Raw genomic sequence first — 16,191 nt, forward strand, 5'->3', positions numbered from 1 at the left:
AACGTGAGGAGGGCGCAACAACAAGGATTTTGCGCCATGTCTACCCTCACCTACGAAGACATCCCCGAAAAGGCCGAAACCACCGGTTCCGCGTTCGGCCCGCTCGCCCGCTTCTATGCCACCTTCTACGAAACACAGATCGGCCAGGCGAAGCGGGTCCTCGACTACTATCGCAGCCTGCTGAACGGCCTCGGCCGTGAGCACGAGGACTTTCACTCGTTCGTGGTCGGCAGTGCCATCGAGGCGCCCGATGCACAGGCACGGGCCTGGGCGGTGCGTTATACGGCCGGTGGCCTAGCGCCCACGGAATAAGGTCAGGCTGACCCAGCCCTCGAGGGTGATTCGGCCGACCAGCCGCAGGCCCTGGGCCCGATAGGGTGCCAGTGCGGCATTGGCTTGGCCGGCGAGCAAGCCCGAGAGCACGACATGCCCGCCTGGTCCGGTCGCCCGCGCGACCGGGCCGGCGAGCCGCTTCAGCGGCCCGAGCAGAATATTGGCGAAGACCAGCCGGGCCCGGCCGTGTTGCCGGAACGCCGGCGCCGTCAGGCCTGCCGCCGTCACCACGCTCACGAATCCCGCGGCCCGGTTGAGCCGCACGTTCTCCCGCGCCACCGCGACGGCCGCCGGGTCGATGTCGCTCGCCAGCACGCGCCGGCGCAGCGCCCGCGCCGCTGCGATGGCCAGCACGCCCGTGCCGGTGCCGACGTCGAGGATGGCGGCGCCGCGCTTCTTGCCGCGTGGCCGGACCGGCCGCGGATGCGTCGCCTTGAGAATCCGGTCGAGGGCCAGCAGGCAGCCGCGCGTCGTGCCGTGATGGCCGGTGCCGAAGGCGAGCGCCGCGTCGATCTCGATGGCGATGCGGCTCGGCCCGATTTTGTCCCGATCGTGCGCTCCGTGCACGACGAAGCGGCCGGCCGGCACCGGGGCGAGGCCCTCGAGCGACGCCTTCACCCAGTCCTTCTGGCTCAACGCCTCGAAGACGAGGGTTGTGGCCGTCGCCGCGTCGGCGGCGAGCCGCACCAGCTCCCGCACCGCCTCGTGGTCGGGCTCGTGCTCGAAATAGACATCGACGCCCCAGCTCCGCTCGTCCGGCATCTCGAACGCCGCGACGGCGGTCTCCTCCGGATCGAAGCTTTCGCCCAGAAGGTCGGCGATGCGGCGCGCCAAAGGCTCGGTGGTGACGAGCCGGGCGACCGTGGAGGGGCGGGCGGGTTGCAGGCCTTCGCGCATGGCCGCGTTAGACCCCGGTCGCGGTTTCGGCGCAAGGGTGGCGGTGTCGGTCGGGCCACAGCGAGGGGGTGCCGGGACAGGCACACGCCAGGGGCGCGCCAGCGGCGGCTCGGCGCTTCGGCGAGACCGGCGAGGCTTTGCCCGACCATGCCGGGTCGGGGCGGAGCACCCGAGGCCCTGTCGCCGGATATCCTCATAATCCACATTAACGAAGTCGGCGCTCACCGCGAGATTCAACCGGAATATCAAAAGCGATTCGTTAACGGATATGGTTAATGAATTGTAAAAGAAGGATTTTTCGAGGGCCAGAGGCGTCTGCAACCTGTCGTCGCACAACCGGGAAAAGCGTCATCTCATTGTCATGAATGCCCGCCGGCGACTGTCACACGGTCGCCGACCGGGTTTGTTTTCAACAGCTTGCCGGCCGTTCATCCACAAGCCTGTGCACAGGCTTGTCCACAGGCCGGGCCGGCCGGCAGGGGCCTCACCAACGGTCCTGATAGAAGCCTTGCCCGCCCGGATAGGTGCGTGGTGCGAACGGCTGGAACGGCCGGTAGTACGGCGTCTGGTACGGGTCGGAGGGATAGACGGCGCGCGGCTGGTAGGAGACCTCCGGGGCCGCTTCCGGCGCCACGCGGGGCGCCCGCGCCACGCCGGCCGGAGAACCGCCCGCCACCACGATGCGGGTGTTGCCGGCGCCGTGCTGCTTCACCAGCGAGAACAGGGTCGCGGCATTGGAGGGGTGCAGCCGCACGCAGCCATGCGAGGCCGGCCCGCCCAGCCGCGCGATCTCGTAGGAGCCGTGGATGGCGTAGCCGCCATGGAAGAAGATCGAGTAGGGCATCGGCGAGTTGTAGTATTTTCGCGAGAAATGGCTCCGCTCCAGCCGCTGCGGCGAATAGGTGCCGCTCGGCGTGCCGAAGCCGGCCCGGCCGGTCGACACCGGCCAGGAGTAGCGGGTCGCGCCGTCGACCACGACGGACATCTGCTGGCTGGACTTGTCGATCCGCACCAGGACGGCGGCGTCGGCGGAGCAGAGGGGAACGACGAGCGTTGCGGCGAGGATCGCCGGACGGACCAGCACGCGAAACAGGGCCATGGGGTTCACTCGATACAGGAGCCGAAGGGGACGATGCGCTATCCAACGTCGAGGCGCCGGTTCTGTTCCGAACGGTTCGCGGGATGGTTACCGGCCGGCGCCGTCGGCCTGGGGTCTGCCTGCCGCGTCCCGGGTCATTTCAGCTCGGCCGCGATCTTGTCGAGCCCGGCCCTGGCGCAGACCTCGTCGCGCTCGCCGCCCGGCGCGCCCGACACGCCGATGGCGCCGATGACCTCCTCGCCGACCTTGACCGGCAGGGCGCCGGCGAGCGCGATGAACCCCGGCAGGGTCGCCTGGGCCGTGGCGGTCGGTGCGGTCGCCGGGTCGGCCAGCCGCTTGGCGAAGTCGGCCGACGACATCCGCACGGTGCGGGCCGTGTAGGCCTTGCGGCGGCTGTTCTCGACCGTGTGGGGCGAGGCGCCGTCGCCGCGCAGCACGACGCGGGTCTCGCCCTCGCGGCCCAGCACCGTGACGGTGACGCGGTAGCCCTGCTGCTTGCAGGTCTCGGCGGCCGTCTGCGCCATGGTGAGGGCCTGGGCGAGCGACAGGCTCTTCTCGGTCAAGAGCTGGGCAGAGGCTTGGCCGGCGATGGCGGCCACCATCAGAGACGCGAGCGCGACCGGCGCGCCGCGGCGAACGAACGACTGCATGTGATCCTCCCGTGCCGCGCTCTTTTCGGCGTGGCTCGCGCAGCCTAGGCGAGCCGGCGCGCCGGGAGCGAGCCCCGTCTGGTCACATCTGCGTCAGTGGGACGGGGGAGGAAGCGGGCGCGTGCCTACGCCGCGTCGGCGGTCGCGATCGCGGGGCCGCCCGGCGGAGATCAAGGGCTCGGTTTCGCTGCGATCTCGAAGGGGCGCGTCGCGATCTCGTCAGGGCCGTAAGGGCAAAGGCTCGGAAAGCGATCCGGCGCCATGTCGGTCTCCCGGGCCGCCTCGAGCCGGGCCTTGCGATAGGCCCGGGCGATGGCCTCCGGAACGCGGGGTTTCAGGCCCGGATTGTCACCCAGGATGTCCTCGATCTCGATCCGCTGGGTCTCGATCGAGAGCGCCCAGCTCCGCGAGCGGCGCTCCGGCTGGAAATCCCATTTCAGCATGTGGAGGAGAAGCACGCGAAAAGCGCTCTCCAGCTTGTTGAACTGCTCGCGCCCCAAGGATTCGATCTCCTCGGCCACGTTCTCGCGATCGATGGCGTCGAGGCGCCCGTCGCGGACCAGGCGGGCCTGCTCCAGCGCCCACGAGTAGAAATCGCGGTCGTAGGACGCGCGCCCGCCGGCCGGCGCGTCCGGCTCCTTCGGAACGGTCGTGACCTCGTCGCGACGCGGCGCCATGGCGGTCCTCGGTGAGCTCGCAGCCCCTCGGTCCTGTAGCCCGGATGAGCGAAGCGAAATCCGGGACCCTTGTCTAGGATTTATGAGCGCTGCGACGACGGCGGCTCCCGAAGGGGTCAGACGGCGTCGGCTGTCGCGGGCGCGGGAACGAGCGCCACCATGAACGCGTCGATGTCGCGGGCGATCTCGGGATCGCGCTTCAGATCGATCAGGGTGCGGGCCGGCGGAAGGGCGCAGCCGTCCTCGCCCAGGACATCCGCGTAGAGCACGATCGCCTCCGGCGCATTGCGCAGCGCCTCGTCCAGATCGTCGCCGCCGGAAAAGCACCCGGGCAGATCGGCAAACCAGATCCCGACCGCGGTGTCCGGCCCAGCGTCCTCGACGACGGCGACGTAGTGGGGCATGGGCGAGGTCACAGTTCGAGATCGTCCAAGGTGATGTTGGTTAACTTAGACCGGTTTCGTCGTATGATTTTGGTCTCGTCTCGGAGACTGGAAATCGGGGCGCGATGGGCATTCGCATCGATATAGAACCAATTGGCCCAGGCATTTTCTGTTTTTGTCCCGATCGCTCGGCTAAGTTCGTTCAGGCTCGGATATTTCTCACCGGTTTTGAGTAGCTGCCAATAGCCTCCCGTCGCCTTGGCTCTATGCTCTCGTCCCAGGTAAGTCCTAAATATTTCGAAACCCTCAGAAAATTCGATGCCATATCTCGCGTCGCGGAAACCTGCCGCTCCACTAGAGCCAGGTGCAGCGACAGGGGCGACTTTTAGTAGACGCGCGAGAATTGCGTTCTCGGACTGTTCGCCTTCCTGCTGAGCCTTCCAAATGGCCGCGAACACCTCAGTCGATACCTGAATAGCGCGCATGACCGCCCTCCACTGAACGGCCCTCAATCTATCTAGCTAACGTTAGATAGTCAAGATCATGCTCACGCCTTGTTCAAAAAGCTGTCCACGACGCGTTTCTCGCCGGCCTTGTCGAACTGGATGGTCAGCTTGTTGCCGTCGACCAGCGTCACCCGGCCGTAGCCGAACTTTTGGTGGAAGACGCGGTCGCCGCGCGAAAAGGCCGAGGCGGCGCCGGTCGAGCGGGCGACCAGCTCGCCTTCGATGGTGAGCGGGGCGCGGCCCGCGCCGTTGCCGGTCGCGGACAAGCCGCTACGCCCTCCACCGGGGCTACCCCCCTCCCGTCGCGCGTCGCGCGTTTCCCTCCCCCGCGAGGGGGGAGGGAACGACGAGGAGACGCCCGTCGTGCCCTTCTTGGCCGAGTCGCCGGACATGTCGTTCGGCCGGGTGGCGGACCTCCCGCTCGCACCGACATCCCGCATCCGGCCGGCGGGCTCGTCCGGAGCGACCTGCGAGTACTCGTGCGGGTCTTCCTCGAAGCCGCCGCGGTTTTTCTGGGCGCGCCGCCAGCCCGGCGTCGTGTAGCTCGAGCCGAACGCCGCCGTGGTGTCGAAGCGCGAGCCGTAGGCGCCGCCGTGGCCGCCATAGCCGGAAAAGCCGCCCTTGGCCTCCTCGACATGGACGTGCTGCTCAGGCAGCTCGTCCAGAAACCGCGACGGCAGGCTCGACGACCACGAGCCGTGGATGCGCCGGTTCGACACGAACGAGATCCTGGCGTTTTTTCGCGCCCGCGTGATGCCGACGTGAGCGAGGCGCCGCTCCTCCTCCAGGCCGGCGCGGCCGTTCTCGTCGAGCGAGCGCTGGTGCGGCAGCAGGCCTTCCTCCCAGCCGGGCAAAAACACCGTGTCGAACTCCAGCCCTTTTGCCGCGTGCAGCGTCATGATGGACACGGCGTCGTGATCCTCGCCACGATCTGTGTCCATCACCAAGGCGACGTGCTCGAGGAAACCTTGCAGATTTTCAAAATCCTCCATGGAGCGGACCAGCTCCTTGAGGTTTTCCAGGCGTCCGGCGGCGTCGGCGGAGCGGTCCTTCTGCCACATCTCGGTGTAGCCGGACTCGTCCAGGATGATCTCGGCGAGCTCGGTGTGCGGAAGCGTGTCGCGCTGTTGGCGCCAGCGATCGAACGCCGCGACGAGGTCGCGCAGCGCCGCCCGCGGCTTCGGCTTGACGGCGTCGCTCGTGCTCATGACGCGCGCCGCCTCCAGCAGCGGCACGCGCCGGGCGCGGGCGAGGTCGTGCAGGCACTGCACGGCCGCATCGCCCAGCCCGCGCTTGGGTACGTTGACGATGCGCTCGAAGGCGAGGTCGTCGGCCGCTTGGTTGACCAGGCGCAGATACGCCATGGCGTCGCGGATCTCGGCGCGCTCGTAGAAGCGCGGGCCGCCGATCACCCGGTAAGGCAGGCCGAGCGTGACGAAGCGGTCCTCGAGCTCGCGCATCTGGAACGAGGCACGCACCAGGATGGCGATCTCGTCGAGCCGGTGGCCCTTGCGCTGGAGCTGCTCGATCTCCTCGCCGATGGCGCGCGCCTCTTCCTCCGAATCCCAGGACGAGGAGACGACGACCTTCTCGCCCGCCTCGCCCTCCGAGCGCAGCGTTTTTCCCAGCCGTCCCTCGTTGTGGGCGATCAGATGCGAGGCGGCGCCGAGGATGTGGCCAGTGGAGCGGTAGTTGCGCTCCAGCCGGATCACCTTGGCGCCCGGAAAATCGTGGTCGAAGCGCAGGATGTTGTCGACCTCGGCGCCCCGCCAGCCATAGATCGACTGGTCGTCGTCGCCGACGCAGCAGATGTTTTTCGGGGGGCCGAGAGGCGATGCAGTAGCCACGGACACGGCTTCACCTCTCCCCGGTGAAGGACTTTGCATAATTGCTCCGTCGTTCCGGGGCGGCGCGCCAGCGCCGAGCCCGGAACCCATAACCCCTGTCTCTCGTGAGGCATCGGCACCGGGGGTATGGATTCCGGGCTCGCAGACCTGTGGTCCGCGCCCCGGAATGACGGGCCGGTCAACGGCCCCCGCGGCCCCCGCCGGCACCGCGGCTGAACTCGCCCGCTGCGCCAGCAATCTGAGCCACAGATACTGCGCCACGTTGGTGTCCTGGTATTCGTCGACCAGGATGTATTTGAACCGCGTCTGATACTGCCGCAGCACCTCGGGGTTCTGGCGGAACAGCCTGATGGTCTCCAGCAGCAGGTCGCCGAAGTCGGCGGCGTTCAGCGTCTTCAGCCGCGCCTGATAGGCGGCGTAGAGATCGCGGCCGCGGCCGTTGGCGAAGGCGGCGCCTTCGCCGGCCGAGACCTGGTCGGGCGACAGGCCACGGTTCTTCCAGTGGTCGATCTGGGTGGCGAGCAGGCGCGCCGGCCAGCGCTTCTCGTCGATGTTCTCGGCGGCGATGAGCTGCTTGAGCAGGCGGATTTGGTCGTCGACGTCGAGAATCGTGAAGTCCGGCTTGAGCCCGACCGCCTCGGCGTGCCGGCGCAGAATCTTGGCACCGATCGAATGGAAGGTGCCGAGCCACGGCATCCCTTCCACCACCTCGCCCACCATGGCGCCGATGCGGGTCTTCATCTCGCGCGCCGCCTTGTTGGTGAAGGTGACGGCGAGGATCTCGCTCGCCCGCGCGCGGCCGAGGCTGAGGATGTGGGCGATGCGGGTGGTCAGCACGCGGGTCTTGCCCGTGCCGGCACCGGCCAGCACCAGCACGGGCCCGTCGAGCGTCTCGACCGCCTCGCGCTGCTCGGGGTTGAGGCCTTCGAGATAGGGCGCGCGAAGCGCGCCGCGGGCGCGCGCGGCGATGCCGCCCGGCGCCGGGGCAGGGGGCGCGGGCTCGAAGGATCGCTTGAAGGGTTCGGTCATTCCGGTTCCAGATCGCCGGGTCGACGGCCCGGCTCGGTTGCCGGCCGTTGCGGCCGGACACGGCCGGCGCGCACGCGGCGCGCGCCCACCGACGCGAATCGTTCGTCCTAAAGATGGCACCCGCACGGGCGCAAGGGGAGGGGCATGGGCATGCGCCGGCGCTTACCCTCCCCTGGAGGGGGAGGGTCGGGGCGCGCCAAAGGCGCGCACCGGGGTGGGGTGAAGTCCCAAACGTCGGCTTCGCCGATCTCCCCCTCCCGGCGGACTTTGTCCGCCGACCTCCCCCATCCAGGGGGAGGTGAAGAGAAACTAAGCCCGTTCGGGCATGGCGATGCGGCGGCCGGAGGCTTCGGGGCGGGGCAGCATGGTGTGCGAGGCCTTCATCTCGGCGAGCCGCGCCGTGATCACGGGCGGGGTCGGGGCGGCCCGGCCGGCGTCCATGTCGACATGGAGCGCCATCACCTCCATGGTCGCCGCCATCCAGCCCTCGGTCGCATGGAAGAGCTGCTCGAAATAGTGCATCCGCTTGGCGTCGTGGCCGAGGAGCTGGAAGGTTGCGCGCACCGCGTCCCCGGCCTTCAGCTCCCGCAGGTAGCGCACATGGGTCTCGGCCGTGTAATACGAATGGCGCTTGAGCGTGACGTAGTCGAGCCCGGCGCCGATCAGCGCCAACACCTCGTCGGCGGCGCGGTCGAACAGCACGTTGTAGTAGGCCATGTTGAGATGGCCGTTGTAGTCGATCCAGTCCGGCTCGATCCGCATGGCGGACGAGACGAACGGCGCGAAAAACACCGGCTTCAGGTCGGCATGGTCCAGCATGATGTTCATGATGTCAGTATGTCAGCGATTCACGACGAAGTCGTGCCGATCTCCCCGGATTCCGACGCTGCGCCGCACACCGGCCCGCACGGTCGAATCGGCATGAGCGCGTCCGCGACCCTGGCCGCCGCGCCGCCGGCTCCGCGACCCTCCCGTTCCACGATGGAGTCCACCGTCGCTGCACTCACGGCAGAATTCGGCAATCTGGTCGTCACCGCCGCGGCGACGCGCGAGCAGCACGGCAACACGGCGAGCTGGGTCGAGAACCAGCCGCCCGACGCCGTCGTCTTCCCGCAGTGCACGGCCGACGTTCAACAAATCGTGCGCATCTGCGCCGCCAACGGGGTGCCGATCATCCCGTTCGGCACCGGCACGTCGCTGGAGGGCCAGGTCAACGCGCCGTTCGGCGGCATCTCGGTCGACACGCGAGACATGAACAAGGTGCTCGCCGTGCATTCCGAGGATCTCGACGTGGTGGTCGAGCCCGGCGTCACGCGAAAGCAGCTCAACGAGCATCTTCGCGACCAGGGGTTGTTCTTTCCGCTCGATCCCGGCGCCGACGCGGCGCTCGGCGGCATGGCGGCGACCCGCTGCTCGGGCACCAATGCGGTGCGCTACGGCACCATGAAGGACGTCACGCTGGCCATGAAGGTGGTGCTGGCGAACGGCGAGGAGATGATCACGGGGCGGCGCGCCAAGAAGTCGTCGGCCGGCTACGACCTCACCCGGCTGTTCGTCGGCTCGGAGGGCACGCTCGGCATCATCACCGAGCTGACGCTGAAGCTGCACGGCATTCCGGAGGCGATCTCGGGCGGCGTCTGCCCGTTCCCGACCGTCGAGGCGGCCTGCAACGCCGTCATCACGACGATCCAGACCGGCATCCCGGTCGCCCGTATCGAGCTGATGGACGCCCTGCAGGTGAAGGCCGTCAACGCCTATTCGCGCCTGACCCTGCCGGAGACGCCGGTGCTGTTCGTCGAATTCCACGGCAGCGAGGCGAGCGTCGCCGAGCAGTCGGCGCATTTCGGCGAGATCGCCCAAGAGTTCGGCGGCGGCCCGTTCGACTGGGCGACCCGGGCCGAGGACCGCACCAAGCTGTGGCAGGCCCGGCACGACGCCTACTGGGCCGCCGGGGCGCTGCGGCGCGGCTCGAAGTCGATCGCCAGCGACGTCTGCGTGCCGATCTCGCGGCTCGCCGAATGCGTGGCCGCGACCCAGGTCGACATCGCCGCGAGCGGTCTCGTCGCCCCGATCGTCGGCCATGTCGGCGACGGCAATTTTCACCTCGCGCTGCTGGTCGACACCGACGACCACGCCGAGGTATCGCGCGCAAAAGCGCTGCTGGAGCGGCTGGTCGAGCGGGCACTCGCCATGGACGGCACCTGCTCGGGCGAGCACGGCATCGGCCAGGGCAAGATGAAGTATCTGGATGCCGAGCTGGGCAAGCCGGCGCTCGCCGTGATGGCGGCCATCAAGGCGGCGCTCGATCCGGCCGGCATCCTCAACCCCGGCAAGATCGTCGCTTGCGGCTGATGGGCCCGACCGACATATAATCGCCGCCGATTCTCGCGAGAGTTCGAGTTCACGGGGGGCCTCGACTCGGCGGCGCGCGAAGATCTCGCTGGCGCCTGCATCCACGCAACATCGAGGCGTCTGACGAAGTCCGTCCGGAGCGCGCACGTGCAGACGACGCTTCTCGGCTTGGCTGTGGCGATGATCCTGGCGCTGCTCGCGGCGCTGGTCGGGCCGTATTTCGTCGACTGGGACGGCTGGCGCGAGACCTTCGAGGCGGAGGCGAGCCGCGCCGTCGGAACGCCCGTCCGGATCGACGGGCCGATCGCCGTGCGGGTCCTGCCGACACCCTCGCTCGATCTCGCCGGCGTCGCGCTGGCGGCCGGCGGCACCCGGCTGTCCGCCCGCTCCCTGCGAGTCGAGCTGGCGCTCGGGCCGCTGCTGCGCGGCGAATGGCGGGTCGCCGAGCTCACCGTCGATGCGCCCCAGCTCGATCTCTCGCTCGACGGCTCCGGCCGCATCGGCGCGCCGGCGCTGCCGGCCGGCTTCGACACCGAGCGCCTGTCGATCGACCGGCTGGTGATCGAGAACGGCCGCGCCGTGCTGTCCGACGCGGTCAGCGGCGGCAGCGTCTCGCTCGACTCCATCGTCTTCAAGGGGGATCTGCGCTCGCTCGCCGGCCCGCTACGCGGCGAGGGCGCCTTCGTCAGTGGAGGCACGCTCTACGGCGTCCGCCTCGGCACCGGCCGGCAGGGCGCCGACGGCGGCATCCGGGTCCGGCTGAACATCGATCCGCTCGACCGGCCCCTGCTGGTCGAGGCCGACGGCACGCTCTGGCTCGGCGGCGCCGCGCCGCGCTTCGAGGGCGCTCTGACGCTGGCCCGCCCGGCCGGCACGGCCGGAGCAGCCGGCACGGCGCGCGGGGCCGGCCGTGCCGCCGCCCACGAGCCCTGGCGGCTCACCGGGCGCGTCGACGCGACCGCGTCGCGGGCCAAGCTCGCCCAGGCGGAGTTCCAGTACGGCCCGGAGGAGCGGGCGTTGCGCCTCGCCGGCGCGGCCGATCTCATGCTCGGCCGCTTCCCGCGGCTCGATCTTTCGGTGTCGGGCCGGCAGCTCGATCTCGACCGCATCGCCGGGCCGGCGACGCCCGACCGGCGGCCGCCGGAGGTCCTGCAGGAGGGGCTGCGCGGCCTGGTCGCGTCGCTGCGTCCGCCGCTGCCCGTCAAGGCGACGCTCGACATCGATTCGCTCAATGTCGGCGGCGGCGTCCTGCAGACGCTCCGCGGCACGCTCGCCACCGGGACCACGACCAGCCCGGACGGCGTCACGCTGGACGGCATCGAGCTGCGGGCGCCGGGCCTCACCCAGGTGCGGCTGAGCGGCACGCTCGCCGCATCCGGTCCCGATCTCGCCTTCGCCGGCCCGGTCAGCATCGACTCGGCCGATCCGCGTGCCCTGTCGGCCTTCCTCGAGGGGCGCGGCGACGCGCCCCCGAAGGACGCGTCAGCCAAGGACGCGCCCCAGAAGTCCATCGGGACCCTGCGGGCCAAGGGCGACGTCACGCTCGACCGCGACCATCTCGCCGTCGAGGCGCTGTCGGTCGAGATCGACCGCAAGGCCGTGGAGGGGCGCTTCGCCTACACCCGGCCGGCGGCCGGCCGCCCGGCTCGCCTCGACGCGACGCTCGAGGCGGCCGAGATCGATCTCGAAGGCGCCGCCGCCCTGGTGACGGGCGCGCTCGGCGGGACGCGGGCCGAATGGCCGCGTGAAGCGACCCTCGCGGTTTCGGCCGGCAAGGCGTTCTGGGGCCGGGTCACGGCCGACCGGGTCGACGCCAGGCTCGGCTTCGACGGCAGCGGCCTGACCATCGACCGCCTCTCCGTCGGCGACCTGCGCGGCGCCAGCCTCGACGCTTCGGGTCGGATCGATACCTCGATCACGGCACCGCAGGGGGCCGTGACGCTGCTGCTCAAGGCGCCGCGCGCCGATGCCCTCGTCGCGCTCGCCGGCGAGTTCGCTCCGGAGTCGGCGGCGACGCTGCGCCGCTACGCGTCGTCGCTCGGCGCTGCCGAGCTGCGGGCGAAGCTCGAGGTCGCGCCGGCCTCGGCCGAGCCGACGGCGGCCGGCGGCCCGGCCCGCTCGGCCGCCAAGCTCACGGTCGATGGCCGGCTCGGGGCGATGCGGCTCGCCGTGTCGGCCAGCGGCACCGGTGATCCGGCCGCGCCGCAGGCCGCCCAGATCAGGTTCGACGGCACCGTGGAGGCGAAAGAAAGTGCCGCGCTCGCCGCACTGATCGGTCTCGATCGGCTGGTCACCGCGGATGGGCGGCCCGCCACCGTCAGCCTGTCGGGCAGCGGCCGGCTCGATGGCGAGGTCGAGGCCAAGGTCGACGTCGCCTCCGGCGGCCTGTGGGTGGCCGCCTCCGGCAAGGGCCGCCGTGACGCGGCAGGGTTTTCGGGACGCGCCGACGTCTCGGTGACGGCCTCGGACGCCAAGGCGCTGGCGGCCGCCGCGGGCGGCGCGTCGCCGCTGCCGGTGTCGCTGCGCGCCCGGGTCGGGCTGTCGCCGACCGAGCTGCGGCTCGACGAGCTCGCCGGCCGCATCGCCGGCGCCACCGTGACGGGCCATCTCGGCATGACGCTGTCCGAGCCCCGCACCGTGGCGGGCCGGATCGAGACGACCGACCTCGATGTGGCGCCGGTGCTTGCGGCGCTCATTGGCGCGACCCGCCGCCCGGCGCCGCGCGATGGGGCTGCTCCGGCGGCCGACGCGTGGTCGGCCGAGCCGTTCGGGCGGCCGGCTTTCGCCGATCTGCACGGGCGCGTCGAGATCGAGGCGGGCCGCGCGGTCCTGCTGCCGAGCCTCGTCGCCCGCGACCTGAAGGCCGTGGCGCGGCTCGACGGCGGCGCGGTGGCTCTCGAAGGCCTGAAGGCTCAGCTCGCCGATGGCGCCCTTTCGGCCGACGCCGAGCTGCGGCTGGTTCCGGCCGGCCTGGCGCTGCGCTCCCGCCTGGCGCTCGCCGGCGCCGATCTGGCGAAGCTTCTGCCCGGGGCCGGCAAGACGCCGCCGGCCGAAGGGCGCATCTCGTTGTCGGCCGATCTCGATGGGGTAGGGCTCAGCCCGGCCGCGTTGATCGGCGCGCTGTCCGGCAGCGGCGCCGTCACGGTGGACGGCGCGCAGCTTTCCGGGCTCGACCCGATGGCGGTCGACGCCGGCGTCCGGGCGGCCGAGCGCGGCCTGCCGCTCGAACGGCTCGGCGGCTATCTCGGCACCGCGCTCGACGCCGGTCGGCTCACGGTGGCGAAGGCGGGCGGGGCGCTGTCGATCACGGATGGGCGGGTGAGGCTCGGTCCCATGGAGGCGACCGTCGAGGGGACGACCGTGGCGCTGACGGCCGGCCTCGATCTCGGCACCGAGGTGCTCGATGCCCGGTTCACGCTGGCCGCGCCGGCTCGCGACGATGGTCCCGGCGGCCGCCGTCCCGAGCTGGCGGTGACGTTGCGCGGCCCACTGGCGGCGCCCAAGCGCGCGGTCGACACCACGGCGCTGGTGACCTGGGTGACGCTGCGCAGCGTCGAGCAGGAGGCCAAGCGGGTCGAGGCGGCCGAGCGCGAGGCCAAGCGCCGCGACGCCGTCGCGGCCGCCGAGCGCGTCCGACTGGACAAGGAGCGGGTCGAGAAGGAGCGGCTTGCCAGGGAGGCCGCCGCCCGCGAGGCGGCCGGCCGGGAGGCCACGGCCCGCGCCGCTGCCGAGCAGGACCGGCTCGCCCGCGACCGTGCGGCGGCTGCCGCGCTCCGGCCCGAGCCCGATCCGACGCCGACCGCGACCACCCGTCCCGTCGAGGCGGCGCCGGCGCTGCCGCCGCCGATCGAGATTCGTCCTCAGCCGGTGCGTCCGACGACGGGCGCCCCGCCGCCGCCCGGCGCACCGGGCCAGCCGACCGCCGCCGCCGCCCGGCCGCCGGCGCCGAAGCCGCCAGCGAGCGCACAGGCCCAGCCTCAGCCGGAGGCGCCGTCGCCGGTGCGGTCGCTGATGCAGCAGCTCTTCAATTTTCAGTGAACACGTAGAAATCCGGTGGACTGACGCCCGGATCCGGGGGCGGCGGCCATCGGACCGAAGGGACCGTCAGTGCGCGACGGTATCATTCGACCGCTCGATCGTGACCGCGACGGCGTTTCGAGTCGGGCCGGTTCGGCCGTTCGGGAGACCCGGACCCGCCCCGGCAATCCTCCGGAGGGCACCCGGAACGGCGATGCCCGGCGCGAGGCCGGGCATCCAGGTCGGCGTGGCGGCGGGGCTGCGTCAGCTTGCCCGCATCGCCGATTGCGGCGTGCGCTCGGAGGTCTCGTGGCCGGACGAGGAGCCCGTCCCGCCGGTTCCGCCGGAACGGTAATGATCGAGCACGAACAGGCGGATCGCCGAGGACAGGTTGCCGTGCCGGCGGTCGGAATCGATCGTCGACACCAGGTCCGACAGGGTGATGTGGCGTGCCCCGGCGATTTCCTTCAGCGCCTTCCAGAAGGCATCTTCGAGGCTCACGCTCGTCTTGTGTCCAGCAATCACGATCGAGCGTTTCACGACTGGCGATTTCATTCACCCTCTCCCGTCTCGAGCCGATGCTGGTCGAGCCCGCGGTCCGACTTCTTGTTCTGAGCCGCGAGCAACGTCCGTTCCACCTTCGGCATCCCATGAAGAACACGGTTCTGGCCGGCGCGTTCCGCAGCTTTTTCGCGGTCGACGCGTTTTCGGACTCTCCTCAGGTTGACGATCTCGGCCATGGCGGTCTCCTTCGGGGGCAAGGATGTTTTCGATCGGCGGGTTAGGTCCCGATACTGGCGAAACCACGGCCGGCCGACAGGAGAGGCGACGCGTCGCACGGATTCGCGACGGTCGCGACTTGCTATACTGGGGACGGAAACAAGCGTTTCGTCAATCCGGGCGGGTCATGGCCTTGGGTTGCATCAGCCGGTCGAACTCCTCGGCCGTGACATGGCCGAGCCGGATCGCCTCGTCGCGCAGCGTCGTGCCGTTGGCGTGGGCAGCTTTGGCGATGGCCGCGGCCTTTTCGTAGCCGATCGACGGGGCGAGCGCCGTCACCAGCATCAGCGAGCGGCTCGTCAGGTCGGCGATCCGACTCTCGTTTGCCCGGATGCCGGCGACGCAATGGTCGGCGAAGGAGCGCGCCGCGTCGGTGACGAGCCGCACCGACTGCAGCAGTGCCAGTGCGATCACCGGCTTGTATACATTGAGCTCGAAATGACCCTGGCTCGCGGCGGTCGTGATGGTGGTCTGGTTGCCGAACACCTGGCAGCACACCATGGTCAGCGCCTCGCTCTGGGTCGGGTTGATCTTGCCGGGCATGATCGACGAGCCCGGCTCGTTCTCGGGCAGCAGCAATTCGCCGAGGCCGGAGCGCGGCCCGCTGGCGAGCAGGCGAATGTCGTTGGCGATCTTGAACAGGCCGGTTGCCGCCGCCGCGATGGCGCCGTGCACGAAGACGACGGCGTCGTGCGCCGCCAGCGCCTCGAACTTGTTGGCGGCGCTGGTGAACGGCAATCCGGTCAGATCGGCCATGCGGCGCGCGAAGGCGTCCGGGAACGCTGCGGGAGCGTTGAGGCCGGTGCCGACCGCCGTGCCGCCCTGGGCCAGCGGATAGAGCTCGCGCAGTGCCGTCTCGATGCGGGCTACGCCTGAGCCGACCTGCGCCGTATAGCCGGAGAATCCCTGGCCGAGCGTCAGCGGCACGGCGTCCTGCAGGTGGGTGCGGCCGATCTTGACGATGGGCTCGAAGGCCGACGCCTTCTCCTCCAGCGCCGTCTCGAGGTGGGCCAGCGCGGGCAGCATCCGCTCGGCGATCTCCTCGACGGCGGCGACATGGATCGCGGTCGGCACGCTGTCGTTGGACGACTGGCTCATGTTGACGTGATCGTTCGGGTGCACGGGCGCCTTGGCGCCGAGGCGGCCCCCCAAAAGCTCGTTCGCCCGGTTGGCGATCACCTCGTTGACGTTCATGTTGGTCTGGGTGCCGGAGCCGGTCTGCCAGACCACCAGCGGGAAATGGTCGTCGAAGCGCCCGGCCACGATCTCGTCGGCCGCCGCGACGATCGCCCGCACGAGCGGTGGCGCCAGCAGGCCGAGCTCGCCATTGACCTCGGCGGCGACCCGCTTCACCCGCGCCAGCGCCCGGATCAGGGGCATCGGAATCCGCTCCTCGCCGATCCGGAAGTTGCGGCGCGAGCGCTCGGTCTGGGCCCCCCAGTAGCGGTCGGCCTGAACCTCGATCGGCCCGAACGTGTCGGTCTCGGTGCGGGTCGTCGTCATGATGGGTCTCCCTGACCGGACGGATGATCGCCTGCGCCGTCATGGTTTCCCGCGCCGCGACGGTCGCGGCTCGGCATCGCTCGGCGCCCGAGACGGCGCGGAGCCGGCCATCGGAGCG

14 protein-coding genes are annotated in these 16,191 nt (G+C 70.4%); 3 read left to right on the forward strand and 11 right to left on the reverse strand.

Annotation, left to right across the window (positions count from 1 at the left end):
- Positions 1 to 36: 36 nt before the first annotated feature.
- Positions 37 to 312 (forward strand): hypothetical protein, encoded by a 276-nt coding sequence (locus HXX10_RS01250; protein ID WP_296519518.1) that lies wholly within the window; start codon positions 37 to 39, stop codon positions 310 to 312.
- Here the strand turns inward: HXX10_RS01250 and HXX10_RS01255 are convergent.
- The 8 genes from HXX10_RS01255 to HXX10_RS01290 form a co-directional block, all read right to left on the reverse strand.
- Positions 295 to 1,230 (reverse strand): 50S ribosomal protein L11 methyltransferase, encoded by a 936-nt coding sequence (locus HXX10_RS01255; RefSeq protein ID WP_296519519.1) that lies wholly within the window; start codon positions 1,228 to 1,230, stop codon positions 295 to 297. The genes HXX10_RS01250 and HXX10_RS01255 overlap by 18 nt on opposite strands.
- A 484-nt stretch (positions 1,231 to 1,714) precedes the next feature.
- Positions 1,715 to 2,329, reverse strand: coding sequence for a L,D-transpeptidase (locus HXX10_RS01260; RefSeq protein WP_296519520.1), 615 nt, complete (start codon positions 2,327 to 2,329; stop codon positions 1,715 to 1,717).
- A 134-nt stretch (positions 2,330 to 2,463) separates the two neighbouring features.
- Entirely contained in the window at positions 2,464 to 2,979 is a 516-nt protein-coding gene (locus tag HXX10_RS01265) for a heme-binding protein (protein WP_296519521.1), read from the reverse strand.
- 170 nt (positions 2,980 to 3,149) lie between these two features.
- A complete protein-coding gene (locus HXX10_RS01270; protein WP_296519522.1) occupies positions 3,150 to 3,656 on the reverse strand; it encodes a DUF29 domain-containing protein in 507 nt (168 codons plus the stop codon).
- A gap of 116 nt (positions 3,657 to 3,772) precedes the next feature.
- Entirely contained in the window at positions 3,773 to 4,060 is a 288-nt protein-coding gene (locus HXX10_RS01275) for a type II toxin-antitoxin system HicB family antitoxin (protein ID WP_296519523.1), read from the reverse strand.
- 8 nt (positions 4,061 to 4,068) lie between these two features.
- Positions 4,069 to 4,524: a hypothetical protein gene (locus HXX10_RS01280; protein WP_296519524.1), complete on the reverse strand. Its 456-nt coding sequence runs from the start codon at positions 4,522 to 4,524 to the stop codon at positions 4,069 to 4,071.
- A 62-nt stretch (positions 4,525 to 4,586) separates the two neighbouring features.
- Positions 4,587 to 7,421, reverse strand: a complete 2,835-nt coding sequence (locus HXX10_RS01285; RefSeq protein ID WP_296519525.1) for an ATP-dependent helicase — start codon at positions 7,419 to 7,421, stop codon at positions 4,587 to 4,589.
- A gap of 309 nt (positions 7,422 to 7,730) precedes the next feature.
- Positions 7,731 to 8,249 (reverse strand): thioesterase family protein, encoded by a 519-nt coding sequence (locus HXX10_RS01290; protein WP_367141917.1) that lies wholly within the window; start codon positions 8,247 to 8,249, stop codon positions 7,731 to 7,733.
- 93 nt (positions 8,250 to 8,342) lie between these two features.
- Between HXX10_RS01290 and HXX10_RS01295 the strand changes: the two genes are divergently transcribed.
- Both HXX10_RS01295 and HXX10_RS01300 read left to right on the forward strand, forming a co-directional pair.
- Positions 8,343 to 9,773, forward strand: a complete 1,431-nt coding sequence (locus HXX10_RS01295) for an FAD-linked oxidase C-terminal domain-containing protein (RefSeq protein ID WP_296519526.1) — start codon at positions 8,343 to 8,345, stop codon at positions 9,771 to 9,773.
- Between the two features lie 147 nt (positions 9,774 to 9,920).
- Positions 9,921 to 13,811 carry an AsmA family protein gene (locus HXX10_RS01300; RefSeq protein WP_296519527.1) on the forward strand — a complete coding sequence of 1,297 codons (3,891 nt, stop codon included), beginning with the start codon at positions 9,921 to 9,923 and terminating at the stop codon, positions 13,809 to 13,811.
- 243 nt (positions 13,812 to 14,054) lie between these two features.
- Here the strand turns inward: HXX10_RS01300 and HXX10_RS01305 are convergent, their stop codons facing one another.
- The 3 genes from HXX10_RS01305 to fumC all read right to left on the reverse strand — a co-directional run bounded on the left by HXX10_RS01305 (position 14,055) and on the right by fumC (position 16,073).
- The gene (locus HXX10_RS01305) at positions 14,055 to 14,345 is read right to left on the reverse strand and encodes a ribbon-helix-helix domain-containing protein (RefSeq protein WP_296519528.1); all 291 of its coding nucleotides are present in this window, start codon (positions 14,343 to 14,345) and stop codon (positions 14,055 to 14,057) included.
- Positions 14,342 to 14,530 (reverse strand): DUF4169 family protein, encoded by a 189-nt coding sequence (locus HXX10_RS01310; RefSeq protein WP_296519529.1) that lies wholly within the window; start codon positions 14,528 to 14,530, stop codon positions 14,342 to 14,344. Before HXX10_RS01310 ends, HXX10_RS01305 begins: the two co-directional genes overlap by 4 nt.
- 151 nt (positions 14,531 to 14,681) lie before the next feature.
- Entirely contained in the window at positions 14,682 to 16,073 is a 1,392-nt protein-coding gene (gene fumC, locus HXX10_RS01315; protein WP_296519530.1) for a class II fumarate hydratase, read from the reverse strand.
- Positions 16,074 to 16,191 lie beyond the last annotated feature (118 nt).

This window comes from Rhodoplanes sp. (assembly GCF_013377085.1).
In the GTDB taxonomy this organism is placed as follows: domain Bacteria; phylum Pseudomonadota; class Alphaproteobacteria; order Rhizobiales; family Xanthobacteraceae; genus Rhodoplanes.

Coding starts and splice junctions, on each gene's coding strand:
- HXX10_RS01280 (WP_296519524.1), bottom strand. CDS start 4,524: ATGCGCGCTATTCAGGTATCGACTGAGGTGTTCGCGGCCATTTGGAAG.
- HXX10_RS01295 (WP_296519526.1), top strand. CDS start 8,343: ATGAGCGCGTCCGCGACCCTGGCCGCCGCGCCGCCGGCTCCGCGACCC.
- HXX10_RS01260 (WP_296519520.1), bottom strand. CDS start 2,329: ATGGCCCTGTTTCGCGTGCTGGTCCGTCCGGCGATCCTCGCCGCAACG.
- HXX10_RS01270 (WP_296519522.1), bottom strand. CDS start 3,656: ATGGCGCCGCGTCGCGACGAGGTCACGACCGTTCCGAAGGAGCCGGAC.
- HXX10_RS01275 (WP_296519523.1), bottom strand. CDS start 4,060: ATGCCCCACTACGTCGCCGTCGTCGAGGACGCTGGGCCGGACACCGCG.
- HXX10_RS01285 (WP_296519525.1), bottom strand. CDS start 7,421: ATGACCGAACCCTTCAAGCGATCCTTCGAGCCCGCGCCCCCTGCCCCG.
- HXX10_RS01255 (WP_296519519.1), bottom strand. CDS start 1,230: ATGCGCGAAGGCCTGCAACCCGCCCGCCCCTCCACGGTCGCCCGGCTC.
- HXX10_RS01265 (WP_296519521.1), bottom strand. CDS start 2,979: ATGCAGTCGTTCGTTCGCCGCGGCGCGCCGGTCGCGCTCGCGTCTCTG.
- HXX10_RS01305 (WP_296519528.1), bottom strand. CDS start 14,345: ATGAAATCGCCAGTCGTGAAACGCTCGATCGTGATTGCTGGACACAAG.
- fumC (WP_296519530.1), bottom strand. CDS start 16,073: ATGACGACGACCCGCACCGAGACCGACACGTTCGGGCCGATCGAGGTT.
- HXX10_RS01250 (WP_296519518.1), top strand. CDS start 37: ATGTCTACCCTCACCTACGAAGACATCCCCGAAAAGGCCGAAACCACC.
- HXX10_RS01310 (WP_296519529.1), bottom strand. CDS start 14,530: ATGGCCGAGATCGTCAACCTGAGGAGAGTCCGAAAACGCGTCGACCGC.
- HXX10_RS01290 (WP_367141917.1), bottom strand. CDS start 8,249: ATGAACATCATGCTGGACCATGCCGACCTGAAGCCGGTGTTTTTCGCG.